Here is a 16925-nt window from a genome sequence, read left to right as displayed (position 1 = left end):
TTTAGAAGAAGGATTTGGAAACGGGAGGCAGCTGCTGCTATGTTCTGGAAGCCCCGTGTTTCACTCATACGCCTGCAGGCCTTAGGCGCGGAGGCCGGTATCCGTTGCACCCGGGTTTATGAACGAAGGCGATTGCTCTGTTCTAAGGCATTTAGAATTGACGAAACATTCCTATTGTAGAATATTAATCAGCCTATCGTAATTCCGTCTAATACTTTCGATCACTTATTGTATTCATTTACTTATAAGGAAAGAAGAGGCATTGAGGAGTTAAAATGATTGTAGAAGAACAAAGGCGGTTGTAACCTCATTGAAATCACGGGTAAGTCATCTTCATATGGACCTAGCCGTTGCGCCAAGAAGAAGACTTGAATGTAAATAACAATAATTCCTCCGATACACATTAACTTGATAATTGTTTAAAATGTTTTGACATATTTGCATCGAACCGATTTCTGGCTACATTTAACCTTCACATTACTAATGGAATTACCTCAAAGAATTAAAGACGCAATTAAAGCGAATAACCTAATCATTTTTGCAGGAGCTGGGTTATCCGAAAAGTTTAACCTTCCTAATTGGAGCAAGTTAGTAGAAGACGTTATAACCGCAATAGGTCGTGAAGATTATAAGCTTTTTATTCCATTGCTACGAAATAAACTTATGTCCGCTAGTGATGTACTGGACAAACTTCGGGCGGAGCACCACGAAATAAACAAATATGTTTCCTCAAACTTTAACATTCAGGAAGGGGATTTAGCCCTGCACAAGAAGCTTCTTTTACTATCCGGTCAAATAATCACAACAAACTTTGACAATGCATTTGAAAAAGCCTCGGACAATTCCATAATACCTTCAATTTATACTTCAACTTATAATATCAGTGAAATAAATAAAAGTAATAAGCCTTATATCTTCAAATTACATGGTAGTTTTTCTGAACCTGATAATTGCATATTATTTAAGGAGCAATATGAAAAGTTATATTCCGTAGTCACAGCCGCTAAGGAAAAACTTAAGTCTATCTTTGCAGAAAAGACAATTTTATTTATAGGCTTCAGCTTTAATGACCCGGACATAAATTTGATTTTCGACACATTAGACAGAGTTTTTGTTAATAACAACAAGCATTTTATTTTATCGACAGAGCCATTAAAGTTTCAGAAGTATGCCTTTTTGGAGACTATAACCTTGAACAATTACGACGAAGTAGATTTCTTCCTTGATACATGTATCACTTATAAAAATCTACTAATTAGTTCACCTAAGGCCCCCCAAATTGAGGTGAAGCCTAATGCCAGACATAAATTTGCCATTCTTTCCCCTGATCCGCTTGACCTTGATTTCAAGGACGACATCTCAAAAGTTTTAAATAGCTTAGATGCTTTAGATGCCAATTTGTATCTAGGGACATTAAACTTAAAAACGTTGTCCACAATTGAAGATTACGATTTATTAATCATTGTGACCAAAGTTTTTAAATCTAAACTATATGTCGAAGATGATAATCTAAAAAGTGATTTATTAAGTCCATTTGAGATTTTATCAAGCATACCCAACGATAAAATTTCTATAATTTTAATTACTAATGAGAAAGTAGAACTGGTTCCAGAGTTCAACTTAGTAAATATTTCTTCCTTCAAAACTGCCGTTCTAAATAAGTTTATCTATAAAGCCATTAAGAATGGGGATTTGGATATAATCGACAACGACATTAACATCGGGTTGACTAAATTATTAGATAGCAACGTGGATAAGGGCTCCGCAATTATATCATCTATCTACGGAAACCTAAAAGATTTATCTATTGGGAAAAAGTGTTTGAGCAACATAATCGGGCGAGTTGAAGAGCAATCAGCGATTGCGCTGAAGTTAATAAGCATCGGTAAATCGAATAAATTTTTAAATGTAAAAGCATCGGGAGGAACAGGAAAGACAACTCTAATAAAAAAGGTAGCCTATGAACTTTACAACCGGGGATACTACCACGAAGGAGTAACCTTCAAATCATGCGAGAATGTAAAGAGCTATGCAGATTTCGAGGAAATCCTTATTAGTGGCTTTAATTTAACTAATATCTTAAATTTCAGAGAGTACTTAGTTGAAAATTACAGCTTTTCAAAAATCGACTTACTTATTATTTTAGACAATTTCGAAACGGTAGTTAACTCGATAAATGAGGACGACTATCAAAAAGTTATCGATCTCTTGAAGTTTGCAACAGACTATGCTAATATCGTGATAACCTCTCGAGAAAAGTTGAGTCCATCAGAGGATTTTGAAGATGTGTATTCGCTTACACCTTTAATTACGGATGACGCTTTATCTTTATTTATAAAATATTATGGGGTTGTAACGAGTGAGCAAGAAATCAGAATTTTGAGAACCGAAATTCTAGAAGACTTATTAAATAATAATCCTCTCGCAATTAAGCTAGTTACGAAATCTAGAACTAGCTTTAAAAAGATCAGCTTAAGGAGCAATTAAAAGAGCACTTTTTTGAATCCACTAATGAGGACTATAATCATGTGTTCAAAAACAACGCAGATTTAAATATTGAAAGGACCAAATCCATTTATCAGTCCATAAACTATTCATATACTACATTAAACAACAAAGAAAAATTAGCATTTGAACTCCTTAATTTATTCCCTGATGGTATAAGCTTATCAAATTTTAAAAGATGTTTTGAAAAAAACAACTCTTCGAATAGCATTAGCGATAAAGAATTAAGAACTTTAAGAGACAAATCATTAGTAGAAGACTATAATGGAACGCTTCAACTTCAGCCGATTATACGCCGCTTTGCTGAGCATCAATTCTCGAAAAGGCCTAAAGAAATAAAACAGAAGTACTGCTTGGACGCATACGCATTTAATTGCTATATTTTAGACATCATCGAGTTTTTAGAGAAGCGCAGATCTCGGTCGGAAGCCCTAAAGTTCTATAGCTTGTATAAGAACAATCTGCTAAAGGTACTCACATATATTCAAGATATTGAAATAATTGAAGGGGGACCTGTTTCTGAAAAGAAGTGGCTTTTAAATTATATCTATAATTTGGAGGATTTTATCGTGAATGAAAAACAGATCCAAGAGTTTCAAAGAAAGCTAGACGATACACTAGAATACTTTGCGGATCTGCCTAATGCCGAGTTATTAATTAATGTCTTGAATTATAATATGACCTTTTATCATAATGAATTTGACGTGTCCTATAATAATTTAGCAGAGTTACTATCCGTGGAGGAGATGGAGAGTAGAGTATTTAGTGAGGAAGACTTTATTGAAAGACGATATAAAAACATTATATCGAATGTGCATAGTATGGAAGGGTATACCTTACAAAGGATTAATTCATGCATAATAAATGACGATTGTTACATATATCTAGACGCACATTTCTTTTATCTAGGGATTATTAGCAATATCTCGAGAAAAAAAGATGGCTTTTACCACTTTGAATATGAGTTGATGTTTAAAAAGCTTAATATTCCATACTTGGAACAGTATATCAACTCACTTTATTTAGATGAGCATTTAGAGATAATGCAATGCACATACACCTTATCCAAGGTAAAAAAATTAGACAAAAAAGTCATTCAGAAACTTGTTGTGACGAACCCTTATACGAGGGGATTAAAAGAGTTAATGTATGCATTCGCGTCAACAAGCAAGGAAGATAAAACTAAGCACTTTGAAAACGCGCTATTTAACCTTTCCCATATTAAGTACTATTATCTCGAAGGATTATATTACTACTGCCAATTCCTCCAAACGTTCAATGGAGAGATGTACAAAGAAAAACAACGGTTAGGTTTAGAGTTAAGCTCGAAGTTTCACTTCCAGTATATCCACTTCCTTTTTTCTAACCTTGAGAATAAAGAAAGTGCAACTTACAACTTCACATATGAATATTACCCAATTGACGGACTAGAAAAATATGTTCAAAAACACAATGACGAATGGGAAAGGATAATTAAGGAGAGGGAATAAATTCCCAAGCTGTCGCGAGCGTGTTCAACTTGCTGGTTCGAGCGTGTCGTGGCTGTTGCACAACTAACACCCCCGGTATTCGACATGTTCCTCAGGAGATGTCGAATACCAGATAAAGCCGAAAAATATTATCTTTAGGCATTATCTTCTTACGTGAAATTTTTCCTGCTAATTCTATTTAGTCTGAATGCCTCCTTTAGTACAAATACTTCAGGGTGCAGAGGCATGTATTATTCTATAGAAGCGAATGTCAAAACCTCTTGTGAGGGCCAATTCCCAGAGGGATTATCTCACTTTTTTGAGCAGATAGGTGGATACGGCGATAAAAGTATGGCATCACAAGTCGAGAAGGTTCTTAAAATCGACCTTTCATTATTCCAGCATTATGACTTTGTTGATAACCCTAAACCATCAAGCGCTTATTGGTTAGAAATTAGAAAGATGCAGGGGCTTTTATCTAGTCTAAAAAGTAAGATAAGAGCCAACCCCAATTATCACAAACATGTGAAATACAACCCTGTTGACGCAATCTATGGCTTTTCCACTGATTCGGCGTAGAACGAAAGGATGAACAAGACGCAGCAAGATCATCAAAAGCATCCTATGTTTGGTTATCCAAATGATTCTGGATATTTAAGTACTAGCGCATTTACCAAGGATATAACAGCGTTAGAAACTATTTTAAAGTGCTATTCCAGAAACGGAGCTACTAAAGTCAGGCTTAGCTATAATTAAGGTACCCCCAGCTTCCCGCTGTTCGACATGTTCCGCAGGGCATGTCGAACTCTAGATAAAAAGGGATTTGCAATCCCGGTATAGAAAAATTCCCCTACTGGTTTAAGTCTTCCGCAGGGCGACTTAAATCTTCACCAGAAAACCAGGACTCCGTCCGGCTTGCCACCTATAATAGTTCAACGTTTAGTAAGCCAAGTCGTTCTTCATAATAATCAACTGCGCTGCTGTACTTGTAATGGCTAGCAAAATTAACTATACCAGCCCGTACAGGATTCTCATGAAGATAGTTTAACCGTTGGTCCATCATTTCATTTGTACTTAATTCAATCGGGTGATTATCCTGTTGCCAAAACTGGTAAACTTTATTATTGCTGTTTGCTGCACCTGCTCTCTTGAACATCCATATCATCCACTCTTTTCTACTTTCCTGCCCGTTTGATCCAATACTTTCAATAATCATCCTGCTGGTGAACTTTTTGAGATCTCTGATAAGGGCAGCAAGCTCAAAACCTCCTTTAGCCGATGCAATTAAATGAACATGGTTGCTCATGATAATCCAGGCATGTAGTATTAGGCCCTTCTCTTTAATACAGAAGTCCAGACTTTCAATGAGTAGTTGCTTGTACGATTCACGTGTAAAAACGTCAATCCAGTTTACAACGGAAAAAGTAATAAAATGGGGCTTGGTATTATCTCCAAACCGATTATCGTTGAGCAACCATTTGTATATATGAAGATATCATCTGATACTAAAACTATTGCCTGTTATTACTCTCTTGATAACCAGAAATGGCAAATGGTACGTCTGCATGAAAATGATTATCCCGAGATTTTGTATGTAGGTATAAGTACTCAATGTCCTGTGGATAAGGCCGGGTCTTCATCTATCTTTGAAGAACTAAGTCTAAGTCAAAAAAGCGTAACCGACTTCAGGCTAGGTAAGTAATAAAAAAATTCTTACCAAAAAACGGTCGTCTGACGATTCAAAAAGTTCGTGTTCTTGGAAGGTTAAAATCTGTTTTTCATGAATTCGTTTTGGCTAAATTCCCAGCTACCGCGAGCATAAAGCGTGTGCTGGTTCGAGCTTGCACCTCGGACCTTTTAACAGCAAAAGTAATAAAGTGAGGTTTTGAATCATCTCCAAAACAGTATCAGGTAGCCATAGGTAAATGAAAAGGTCTGGCTAAATAAATATTTTTCTACATCGCCGGACGGAGTCCTGATTTTTCAAAGGATGATTTAAGAGCGCTGCGCTGAACTCTTAAACCAGTAAAGGGTCTTCCGCAGGGCGAATAAATCTTACCCTGAAAACGAGGGCTCCATTGATTAGATGTTTGTGACCTATTTATATTTATTAAGTTCTCTAATCGCATTGCTTACGAATTGTTCCCATTTTTTCTCTTCTTCAAGCTTTGTCCCGTGTGAAGTCTCTTCCTCTATCCTGGACTGGAAATCGAAGTATTCTTTATGAAGTTTATTAAATAGGTTACGGGCTTCTACTGGAGTGATGAAACCCCTGTCAGTAAATCTTTGGCGTAGCTTTCTCGCAAATAGCTCGGCTATATCAAAATGCAGTTGTTCGTGTGCAAGTACCAACGAGTCTACTTTTTGAGGGAAGTAAAAAGATGAGTCGCAAGTAAATTCGGCAAACGCCGTGTAAGTCGCTTTTCCTTTAACCAATACCTTCACGGTTGGCTTGACCCTGATTCCACAATGCGTAACTGCAGCAACATCTTGATCTTCAGTTGGTCCCTTAAAGTTTTTCCAATCTAACTTAAAATTCTCTTTCCACAGGATCGCTTGTGAGAAGCTTGCGTTCGAAATTAAAATAAAAAGAACTGTGGCAATCTTCATTTATTGGGGGTTAAGATTTTGGAGGTCTAATATAGTTGAAATTTCCCAGGTAGCGAGCATAGGCGTGTGCTGCTTTGAGCTGGCAGTTCGGACCTATTAACAGCAAAAGTAATAAAGTGAGGTTTCAAATTATCTCCAAACCGATATCGGGTAGCATAGGTAAAAGATAAGGTCCGGCTAAAATATAAATTTTTCTAAGTCACCGGACAGAGTCCTGACTTCAATTATGGTGTTTAAGAGCGCTGCGCTGAACCTTAAACCAGCGTGGATTTAAATTCCCCCCAGCTACCGCGAGCATAAGGCGCGTGCTGGTTCGAGCTTGCAGCTCGGACCTTTTACTTAAATGCTAAGTCTCCTCTGGTTTAAGTCTTCCGCAGGTCGAATAAATCTTTACCATGAAAACCAGGAATCCATCCGGCTTAATAGCTGAATATCCCGAGGATTATAAATTTTCATCTGCACGATTTTATTTCGACGGTTCAGACGAATTTAATCTGGTGACGCATTACAAGGGTTAGTCGTTTTGTTGGTGACAACACCAACAAAGGCGGAAATTGAATTACATTCATTTGAATCCGGTTCGTGCGGGGTTGGTAGAAAAGGAAGAAGAATATCTTTACAGTAGCTGCGGTGAAATTTACGGAGTGAGGAAAGGTTTGTTAGAGCTTGCGGTTTAGAGGATTACAAATCCTCATTTATCTGTTCTTCGACATGCCTTGCAGAACATGTCGAATAGCGAGAAGCCTTGAAAGGAAATGCCACTAAGTTTGAGCAGACACTACTTATGGAAAGCATAGGCATTGTGCACTACATTGATGTTACTAAGGTGCCTGTAATTCTCGATGGAGAGGTTATTGGAGTCCATACCATTTCCCGGGATATAACTGCCGAAAAGGAGGCACAAAACACCGTTAGAGAGCTAGCTGAAAAACTGCAGGACTTGAATGAAGAGCTACAGGCCCAGTCTGAAGAACTTAAGTCGCAGGCCGAACATTTATACAGTCTGAACCTTCGGCTAACTGAAGAACGGGAAAAAGCTGAGCAGGCTAATCTTGCCAAGAGCACTTTCCTTGCCACAATGAGCCACGAGATACGGACCCCGATGAATGGAGTGCTCGGCATGGCCGATCTGCTTCTGGAAACGGATCTGAATAAAGAACAACAGGAATATGCGGATATTATCAGGAATAGCGGAAAGGCCCTGTTAAATGTTATCAATGACGTTCTCGACTTCTCCAAAATTGAGTCCGGTAATATGGAGCTGGATCCGGCGAACTTTACTCTAAGCAACTGTATCGAAGAGGTGTTCGATCTGTTCTCACTTAAAGCCTCAGAACAAAATATTGACCTCGTTTATCGTATTGACAGACAAATTCCAAACCGTTTGCATGCCGATAACCTGCGGCTTAGGCAGATACTCATAAATCTTACCGGGAACGCGATCAAATTCACCCCGAAGGGAGATGTTTTTATTGGTGTTTCATTGGTTCAGAAAATCGGAGAGGAGATAGAACTGAAGTTCGAAGTACGCGATTCAGGAATTGGGATTCCAGGAGAAAAATTAGCAAAACTGTTCAAGGCTTTTTCGCAGGTAGACTCTTCAACCACCCGCCAATATGGAGGCACCGGTTTAGGGCTGGTAATAAGCGAAAGGCTGATTAATTTAATGAATGGTACCATAAGTGTTAAGAGCGAAGTAGGGAGGGGAACAACGTTTACGTTTACGATCCGGACACAGGTAGCCAAAACAGAAACTGTCGATAAAGGAATAGCGGAGGATTTTAGGGGCAAGAAGGTGCTTTTAATAGACGATAACGAAACCAGCCGTTCTAATATGAAACTTATGCTGGAAGAATGGGGCCTTGGTGTGCTGTCAGCTTCCTCGGCTGAAGAGGGTTTAGCCCTTGTAAAAACTGAGAATCCGGTCGACCTGCTTATAACGGACTTCAATATGCCCGAAATGGACGGACAGGGATTAATGAAGGAACTTAAAAAGATACAGTTTCGATCGCCGGTAATTCTGATGGCTGCGGCCAACGATGGAAATTTCAAAAAACAAGAACACCTATCGCAAACAACGATCTTGTCTAAACCTGTCAAGCCCCAGCAAGCGTTCACCCTGTTACAGCAACAATTTGCCAGTGAAATGCAATTGATAAAGCAACCTGTAAAAAGCTCCTCGGTTTTTGATGAACAATTTGCTGCAGAAACCCCCCTGGCCATTCTATTGGCAGAAGATAATCTTATTAACCAAAAACTTGCGGTGAAGATTTTGAGTAAGCTAGGTTATCAGCCAGATATAGCAAATGATGGATCAGAAGTGCTCGAAATGCTGAAAAGAAAGGAGTATAACCTTATCCTGATGGATGTTCTTATGCCCAATATCGACGGGCTGGAAGCAACCAGGCGAATCCGTAGTGAAGGAAAGTATGCGCCTCAGATAGTCGCAATGACGGCCAATGCATTTCCCGAAGACAGGGAAGCATGTTTTGCCGCCGGAATGGATGGCTATCTGTCTAAACCTATACAAATCGAGTCCTTTATTTCGGCCCTGAAGGAAATTTCGAAGAAAAACAAGGCAGAGTGAACGTGCACGAGAAGATTACAACTTCCTACAAAAACGGATGCCTGATGAGTAGAACAATCCTATTTTATTTCCGCCTCTGGTTTGGGTCTTCACTACATGGTCGGCTTCTCTCTGCTCTTGTTGGTGTTGTCACCAACAAGCCGATAAACGTCGTATTACCCACGAATTTGCTCGCTCTGTTTTTAAGTCTTCCGCAAGGCGAATTAAGTCTTTCCCCTTTGTTGGTGTCCCCACCAACAAAACAAGTAACTCCGCCCTTGTTGGTGTTGTCACCAACAAGCCGATGAACATCCTATTACTTCAGCAATTTGCCAGAATTTTGTAGTGTGACAACACGAACCAAGGCACCCGCTTGTGCTGCTAGATTTCAATGCTTTTTTCTACCTTGTACGCCAAGGTATTGTCATATGCTACGCTTCTATGAAACTAACTTTAATTTCCTTTATACTAATCGCTCCTTTTTTCACTGCATGTAATTCAAAGAAAAATGTGGAAGAGGTAACCACAGAGCACGTAGTGATAGAAGGCGAGGAACTTTATGAAGTAATACCTCCTCCACCCGAATTTAAGTCGGACTTTGATAACCTTGATGACTGGCTAACGAATATCTGTGAAAATGAGCCTCCAACGAAACCTGTTAAGAATTACAACTTTGGACTTTTCGAGTCACCAGACGAGCATACCATCTTCTTCGTGGGATTAAATAAGTACACCAATGAAAATAGCTCTTCCACCCGGGTTGATTACGAACCAGAAAACATGTATTTCGTTTTACCTAAAACCGAATATTCAAATTTAAGCGTTGAGCAAGTAAAACAACGCCTTACTATGCAATTAAAGGAGTTTGTAAACACCACAAAATTCAAAAGCTCCTATCTCGCTGAGGCAGATTCTGTCACCACAGACTTTGGTGGGAAGATTTGGCCAAAGTAATTAAAGCTATGAGGGATTTCCTTCTCTCTGGTTTAAGTCTTCCCCCCAGTTTGACCCAAGTATCATGTCCTAATGAAAGAACTTTGTTTACGGTTCTTCGATCTGTCTTTGTCTTAATAGATTCAGGTCTGATTCGGGAACGATTCGGACATCCTACGCTCACAAACGTAAGATCACCGAATCTGTTTCGAATCAGGTCCGTCCAGGCAAGCTGACTTGTCCCTGTTCTTATGCCATTTGATAACTTGGCAGCAAAGCTCTGCTGTGAGTTGCTACCAGTAACCAAAACTATCCTGTCAAAAAACTCTTTGTTAGTTATCAATAAATTGAGCTTCCAGGCGTTAAATAAAACGGCTTTCCTTGTTTAGATGAAAAATATCTTTTTTAACACTCCGGTAAAAGGCAAAGTGATAATAGCTTTTACTATTGCTTGTATTGCACTTGCTTTAGCCTGGAACATAAGCAAGTACACCTTTAGTGAGATGCTTCAAACCGTCGAAGATCTATCTGCGCCGAATGAAAAGCTAACCATTGTCAGCCATCTATCAGGTAGAGTAACCCGTATGGACCAGCTGCAAAGAACAATGGCGATTGATAAAAAAACCTATCAGGGTACATTTATAAAAGAGTTTAGCAAACTAGGCCTTACTCTCGATACACTTGGCAGGCTTTACAAGGATAATCCCACCCAGGTAAAACACATCAACTCTCTTCGACAGTTATTATCACAGCGTAATAAGTTGTTCTTAGATTACCTGCATATCAGGGAGCAGCTTGTAAATAATGATGAACTAGCCTATCAGCTAGAATCTCTAAACGGAATACTTTCGGATAAGATTAATAAAAAGGATAGTGCAACTGTTCATACCACCCAGAAAAAAGTTTCTACCACCACGGTATTACCTGTTGAAAGAGAGGCTCAAAAGGGGTTCTTCTCTCGGCTTTTTGGAAAAAAGAAAAGTCAGGAGAAGGTGATTAACGAAGAATTGGCTATTACAATAGATACCATAACTCCGGCCGGCCAGGATTACACACTAAAGACAGTTAAGCAGGCTGTGCTGAGCATGGAAAAGAAACAGCATCAGCAAAGTGAGAAGTTTGTTAACCGTGAGACGCAACTTGCTCTTGCAAGCAATAATCTTACAAACCAAATGCTGAGTATTCTGCAACAGGTTGAAGAAGACGCGATGAACCAGTCGGCTTTAAATAATCTGCGTGCCCAGAAAGTGGTTGGTCTTAGTGTTAAATATATTAACATCATTCTAGTAACCTTCCTCTTCCTTACCGCTGTTCTGATGTTCTTTATTTTGACCGACATTTCGAGGAGCAACGCCTATCGTAAGCAGCTGGAGATTGCAAAAGATGAGGCCGAATACCATAGTTCGGCAAAGCAGCGGTTTTTAGCTAACATGAGTCATGAGATCAGAACTCCTCTGCAGGCTATCATTGGTTACACAGATCTCCTGAAGAAGGGGAAACACAGTGATCATACTATTGATGCCATTTACCACTCGTCAACCCACCTCTCGCAAATAGTTAATGAAGTGCTTGACTACAGCCGGATCATCTCGGGTAAGCTCAGCTTTGACAATACCGTTTTTAATCTGACAGAACTCTTGAAAGAGGTGGTATCTGTAATGCGCTTATCTGCCCATGAAAGATCACTCGAGCTGCATACCGAATTTGACTTGCCACCTTCAGAACACTTAAATGGAGACGCTTTCAGGTTAAAGCAGATTCTTTATAATCTACTGAGTAACGCCATAAAATTCACCGATAAGGGAAAGATTACGCTCCGTGTATCCAGCAAGCGCCATAACGGAAGCGCTTTTTTGATGTTTAGCGTGGAAGATACAGGTATCGGAATTGCCGGGGAGGACCTAAACCGGGTGTTTAATGAATTTGATCAGGGAAGTTCTTCCGACAAGCAAATATCTTCTGGCTCGGGACTTGGTCTTAGCATTGTAAAAGCGATAACCGAAGGCTTGGGAGGACGAATTTATGTTAAAAGTAAAAAAGGACAAGGAAGTTGTTTCACTTTATACTTAAGGTTTGAGTTAACAGAAAGTCAAGCCTTTAGACAGCCGCTAAACGTTCAAAGCACACCCTTGCTTAAAGGCAAGGTATGGGTAGTGGATGATGATGCTTTTATCCTCCAGCTCTGTTCATCACTACTGGAGAACCATAAAATTTCACATGTATGCTTTGATGCTCCCGAAAAGATTCTTGATGCTCCCTGGGATGAAGAAGTATGTTGCATTTTACTGGATATCCGCATGCCACGTATGAACGGAGCAGAACTTTGTGCTATTCTGCGAAGCAAGATTCCCGCCCAGGTGAAAATTTATGCGGTAACGGCACAGGTGCTTCCCGAAGAGCGTGCATGGGTCATGTCGCAAGGATTTGATGGCCTGCTGATGAAGCCGTTCAGGGAAGAAGAGCTTCTCAACTTACTCCGATCAGGAAACTATCATCAGGAAACAGAGAATCGCTGGAATATAGAGGCCTTGCAGAAAATGACTTTTGGAGACGAGCTGCAACTGAAAAAAGTGGTCGGGCGTTTCATAGTAGATTCGGAGGAGGATATACGACTTCTCACAGTCGCAGAGGAAAAACAAGATAAAAATCAGCTAAGCCTCGTATTGCATCGCATTGCAGGCAGAACTGCGCAGATGGGAGCAAAAGAACTTGCACTAGCGTTCAGAAAACTTGAAATCGATTCACAAAATGGTATTCTCCGTCAGCAAGAAATGAGAGATCAGCTAAACGAACTGGCAGAATTGATAAACGTAATAGATATTGAAATGAAGGCCGGTACGCTTACTCAGCATGCCTGAGAATTTCACTCTAAATCGTATTTCTCAATTTTACTGTAAAGCGTTTTACGGTCTATATTCAGCAATTTAGCCGCCATCGACTTGTTATACTTTACCTTTTGCAGTGTTTCCATAATAAGTGCTTTCTCATTCATCTCATTAATCGCTTTCAGATCCGTTCCGCTTACTTTAGGCGACTGAGTAATTGAAAACATCATCTCGTCGGGAAGGCTTTCTATCCCCGCTTCTCGGGTTTTGCTGAGAAGAACCATCCGCTTAATTACATTTTTGAGCTCGCGTAAATTTCCGGGCCAGTCGTAACGCTGAAAAACATCCAATGCTTCGTCAGAAAGACGTGTAACATCGCGGTTGAGTTCGCTGTTAGCCACTTCAATAAAATGCTTCGTAAATAATCCAAGGTCTTTGCCCCTTGCACGAAGTGGAAGTAAGTGCATTTTAAACTCATTGAGCCGGTGATAAAGGTCTTCTCTGAATTTACCCTGGCTTACACTAGTCAGCAAATCATCATTGGTAGCAGCTATGATGCGGATATCTACAGACACCGGCCGGTTGCTTCCCAAAGGCACAACTACTTTTTCCTGCAAAGCCCGAAGCAGGTTTACCTGTACTTCATAGTCAAGATTACCAATTTCATCCAGAAAAACTGTACCGCCCCCGGCTACTTCAAACTTTCCTTTCTTATCTGTTAATGCGCCTGTAAAAGCTCCTTTCACATGACCGAAGAGTTCACTGACGGCCAGTTCTTTTGAAAGCACGCCACAATCTATCGCTATAAAGGGCTTTTGAGATCGCTTGCTACGCTGATGAATAGCCCTTGCAAAATACTCTTTACCTGTTCCGCTTTCGCCCTGTATAATCACCGACATATCGGTAGGGGCTACCAGATCAACATATTCCTTTAGTTTTGCAGCCTGCGGACTGCTGCCTTGTATAAATTCGGCAGATGAGTGTGGTGTAAAGGATTTGTCTTTCTTAGGTGCCAGCGCCTCGCCGATTCTCATGAGCAGCTCATCGGGATTTACCGGCTTAGTGATATAATCGAAAGCTCCAGAACGCATAGCCTCTACCGCAGTACGCACATCGTTGAAACTGGTCATTATAATTGCAGGATTGCCGTAGGACTTTTCTCTGCTGGCAGTTAATACCTCAAGGCCTGTACCATCAGGTAAGCGGTAGTCGACCAATAGCAGATCATATTGCTGTTGATCCAGCGCTTTTATACCGCTCTTCACATCATGGCGGAGGTCGGCCTCATGACCATTCTTTTTCAGGAAGCCCTCCAGGAGCTGAGAAAAAGTCAGATCGTCTTCAATAACCAGAATTTTTGCCATAGATCTTTTGCCTGCCCGCAAAAATACAAAAGCCGGAACATTTCCGGCTTTCATAAAGGTTATATTTAATTGTATATAAGGGTGTGTTACTGAACTGCCTTGCCGTCCTTGTCGATTCTCAGGGTTCCTTTCTCCTGACCTTTCGCCACGTCTATCTGATAATATTCCCGACCCTCTTTGGTTTTAACTAAAAACGCTGCCGAGGGAGTCCACTCTTTCACCTTTTCAGATTTTAAAACTGCTTTTACGGCATCCGGTATTTCTTCCAGTTTAACAGCGGTTTTAGTAAGGTTTTCGTCTTTGGCGAGACTATCCTGAATACTAAGGTTGGTAGTTTCAAAACGACTTAAAGTATTTGCTTTAACTGTTGTTCCGGCGAAAGCCAATACTGCTACTGAGGCTGCTGATAAAATTAATTTTCTCATAATTTAGATTACTTAATGTATTGTTGCTCTCTTATAGTACAGAACAGTGCCAGAATTGGCACAAAACTATTAATACCCTAACAGCCAATTGATTAACACCAATCGTTGTTAAAATAATTTGTGGAATTTCTCTACATGCTGGGGGAGAAGTCAGCAGATTATGTTAACGTAAAGCACCATCGATCATCGAAACTCCTATCCGTCTAGCTTTTCTCGCTGCTCTTGTTGGTGTTGTCACCAACAAGCCGATAAACGCTGTATTGCCTAATGAATTTGCCAGAATTTACACCTACCATCCCTCTCTGGTTTAAGTCTTCCGCGGGGTGACTTAAATCTTTTACCATGAAGACCAGGGCTCCGTCCGGCTTGCCACTTACCAAAGCTCAACCTTCAGCAAACTCAAGTCGCAGGTTTGGAGTAAATTAGCATGTATATTTGTTGGCAAGCATGGAAAGCATTACATCAAAGTTAAACGAGAAGGGGTTTGTAATAGACAACCAATTTCTGGAAAGAGCGCAGATATTGCACTTAGAAACTGCTCTGGTTAGACTGGGTGCCTTTGATTATTGCAATAATAAAGTAAGTTCATCAAGCCTTTTAGATTCTTGTGAACCTGTGTACAACCTGGCAAATTGTGATAAAATCCGGGAATTTCTACGGAAGCTTTGTCGGGAGGAGATGTTTCCTGTTAAAGCATTTATTCTGGACAAAACACCAGAAAATAATTGGATTATTCCCTGGCATCAGGACTTGAAAATTGCGGTTAGTAAACAGATAGAAACTCAAGGGTATAAGAATTGGTCGGTCGAGGCGGGTATTCCTCACGTACAGCCACCTGCAGAAGTGATGAGCAAGTTGGTTACCTTGCGCTTACATCTTGATGATTGCGATGAGACCAATGGAGCGATAAATGTAATTCCTGGCAGTCACGTTAAAGGCATCATTCCGCAAAGAGAGATACCATCGATACTTGAACGCAGCACAAAAGTTCTCTGCCGTGTAAAAAGGTTTGGAATAATGTTTATGAATCCTCTGATCTTACACGATTCACCGTATTCAACATGTAGCAGATCCCGTAGGATACTTCAAATTGAATATGGATACAACCTGGGGAATGGACTCCAATGGCATTGACCACCCTCTCCCCCTTTGTTGGTGTCCCCACCAACAAAACGAGTAACTTAAAAGTCCTCGCGGTAGTCCGTTACCCAATTAAATTGGTGGTCCCCTCTGGTTTAAGTCTTCCGCAGGGCGAATAAATCTTTACCATAAAAACCCATGGCTCCGTCCGGCTTGCCACTTACAAAAGCTCAACCTTTAGCAAGCTGCTCGTTCCTTCCCCTGAGTCTCCTGACCACCTATTGCAATTCCGGATGAGAGACTCGGAGAAGAAAGTTATGCATCCCTCTGCGAAATGACAGTGTCTTTCACCAATTTACACCGCTCGTGTAGCAGCTCCCCTAGCCTGCTTCATTCTTTCTAAACGTCACAATTTGCTTTATTAGACCTAATGGCAAGGGCTCTTCGTTTGGAAACTGTATAGCGGATTTGCTTACTTTCAACCCTTTTAATTCTTTCGCGAATTCCTTTAATAACGCTTCACTCCAGGGACTTGCCAGCGAAATATGTTTTGCATAGGCTGAATAATATATCAAGAATTTCTTCCCCGTTTTGAAGGCGGGGATTTGATAGCTAATCACTTCCTCTGCTTCGGGTGCCACTTGGTGAACAATCTCGCGGATTGCTTGCATCCTTTCCTGAACTTCAGCAGGAAAACTGCACTGATATTCGTCAATTGTTTTAAAGTCCGTTTTAGCCATTGTTTCTGATTTTTTCGTTATAACTATATGAGATCGCCAATATCACAGCGATTATAACCGGAGTCAAGATGTTTCCAAGTTCTCCGTCGACTACAATATGGCTTATTAACGCAAAAATTAAATTGAACGTCAAGCCTGCATAAGCCCACTCTCGCAACTTAGAGTGTAGCTTTGGAATTATCAGCGCTGTTGCTCCCAGTACCTTAAATATTATCAGAGCATAGGCAAAGTAGTCGGGATAACCAAGCGGTTTAGTTCCTGCATTAAAATACTGAGGGGCAAACAATAAAGTGCTTAGTGGCATAAGTCCCTCAAACAGAAAAATAAAACCTGTAGATGCCCAAAAAATAATTTTGTTCTTTTTCATTTACGTTCCCTTGTTTATAATTTTATTATGCTCCAAAACTG

Annotated in this window: 15 protein-coding genes; 9 read left to right on the top strand and 6 right to left on the bottom strand. The window is 40.2% G+C overall.

Translation table 11 applies throughout. The features are described 5' to 3' along the window. The first annotated feature begins 483 nt into the window (after positions 1-483). The 3 genes from J3P43_RS03705 (at position 484) to J3P43_RS03695 (ending at position 4553) form a co-directional block, all read left to right on the top strand. The gene (locus tag J3P43_RS03705; protein WP_255899183.1) at positions 484-2487 is read left to right on the top strand and encodes an SIR2 family protein; all 2004 of its coding nucleotides are present in this window, start codon (positions 484-486) and stop codon (positions 2485-2487) included. Positions 2488-2528: 41 nt separating this feature from the next. Further along, entirely contained in the window at positions 2529-3995 is a 1467-nt protein-coding gene (locus J3P43_RS03700; RefSeq protein ID WP_255899180.1) for a hypothetical protein, read from the top strand. Positions 3996-4220: 225 nt separating this feature from the next. After that, positions 4221-4553, top strand: coding sequence for a hypothetical protein (locus tag J3P43_RS03695; protein ID WP_255899178.1), 333 nt, complete (start codon positions 4221-4223; stop codon positions 4551-4553). Between the two features lie 343 nt (positions 4554-4896). Here the strand turns inward: J3P43_RS03695 and J3P43_RS03690 are convergent, their stop codons facing one another. Then, on the bottom strand, positions 4897-5448 hold the full coding sequence (locus J3P43_RS03690; RefSeq protein WP_255899175.1) for an REP-associated tyrosine transposase: 552 nt from the start codon (positions 5446-5448) through the stop codon (positions 4897-4899). A gap of 12 nt (positions 5449-5460) precedes the next feature. Here J3P43_RS03690 and J3P43_RS03685 point away from each other — a divergent pair, with 12 nt between their 5' ends. Next, entirely contained in the window at positions 5461-5676 is a 216-nt protein-coding gene (locus J3P43_RS03685; RefSeq protein WP_255899172.1) for a DUF1349 domain-containing protein, read from the top strand. 395 nt (positions 5677-6071) lie between these two features. On the opposite strand, the gene J3P43_RS03680 is transcribed toward J3P43_RS03685, so the two are convergent. Continuing rightward, positions 6072-6584, bottom strand: a complete 513-nt coding sequence (locus J3P43_RS03680) for a hypothetical protein (RefSeq protein WP_255899170.1) — start codon at positions 6582-6584, stop codon at positions 6072-6074. 395 nt (positions 6585-6979) lie between these two features. Between J3P43_RS03680 and J3P43_RS03675 the strand changes: the two genes are divergently transcribed. From J3P43_RS03675 to J3P43_RS03660, 4 genes are all read left to right on the top strand, one after another. Beyond that, positions 6980-7102: a hypothetical protein gene (locus J3P43_RS03675; RefSeq protein WP_255899166.1), complete on the top strand. Its 123-nt coding sequence runs from the start codon at positions 6980-6982 to the stop codon at positions 7100-7102. A gap of 266 nt (positions 7103-7368) precedes the next feature. Further along, complete coding sequence (locus J3P43_RS03670) at positions 7369-9171, top strand: response regulator (RefSeq protein WP_255899164.1); 1803 nt, start codon at positions 7369-7371, stop codon at positions 9169-9171. Positions 9172-9591: 420 nt separating this feature from the next. Then, the gene (locus J3P43_RS03665) at positions 9592-10104 is read left to right on the top strand and encodes a hypothetical protein (protein ID WP_255899162.1); all 513 of its coding nucleotides are present in this window, start codon (positions 9592-9594) and stop codon (positions 10102-10104) included. Between the two features lie 368 nt (positions 10105-10472). After that, positions 10473-12941 (top strand): hybrid sensor histidine kinase/response regulator, encoded by a 2469-nt coding sequence (locus J3P43_RS03660; protein ID WP_255899159.1) that lies wholly within the window; start codon positions 10473-10475, stop codon positions 12939-12941. A 5-nt stretch (positions 12942-12946) separates the two neighbouring features. Here the strand turns inward: J3P43_RS03660 and J3P43_RS03655 are convergent, their stop codons facing one another. After that, positions 12947-14326: a sigma-54-dependent transcriptional regulator gene (locus tag J3P43_RS03655; RefSeq protein ID WP_369414776.1), complete on the bottom strand. Its 1380-nt coding sequence runs from the start codon at positions 14324-14326 to the stop codon at positions 12947-12949. A 32-nt stretch (positions 14327-14358) separates the two neighbouring features. Next, positions 14359-14697: a hypothetical protein gene (locus J3P43_RS03650; RefSeq protein WP_255899157.1), complete on the bottom strand. Its 339-nt coding sequence runs from the start codon at positions 14695-14697 to the stop codon at positions 14359-14361. Positions 14698-15144: 447 nt separating this feature from the next. Between J3P43_RS03650 and J3P43_RS03645 the strand changes: the two genes are divergently transcribed. Continuing rightward, positions 15145-15831, top strand: a complete 687-nt coding sequence (locus J3P43_RS03645) for a phytanoyl-CoA dioxygenase family protein (protein ID WP_255899155.1) — start codon at positions 15145-15147, stop codon at positions 15829-15831. 326 nt (positions 15832-16157) lie between these two features. Here the strand turns inward: J3P43_RS03645 and J3P43_RS03640 are convergent, their stop codons facing one another. Together J3P43_RS03640 and J3P43_RS03635 are read right to left on the bottom strand one after the other, a co-directional pair. Continuing rightward, positions 16158-16517 carry an iron chaperone gene (locus J3P43_RS03640; protein ID WP_255899152.1) on the bottom strand — a complete coding sequence of 120 codons (360 nt, stop codon included), beginning with the start codon at positions 16515-16517 and terminating at the stop codon, positions 16158-16160. Further along, complete coding sequence (locus J3P43_RS03635; RefSeq protein WP_255899149.1) at positions 16510-16884, bottom strand: DoxX family protein; 375 nt, start codon at positions 16882-16884, stop codon at positions 16510-16512. The genes J3P43_RS03640 and J3P43_RS03635 overlap by 8 nt, the downstream gene beginning before the upstream one ends. Between the last annotated feature and the right edge of the window lie 41 nt (positions 16885-16925).

The organism is Paradesertivirga mongoliensis (assembly GCF_024436395.1).
Taxonomy (GTDB): Bacteria; Bacteroidota; Bacteroidia; order Sphingobacteriales; family Sphingobacteriaceae; genus Paradesertivirga; species Paradesertivirga mongoliensis.
The sequence above is the reverse complement of the archived record's forward strand: the minus strand, read 5'-3'. Positions and strand labels throughout refer to the sequence as shown.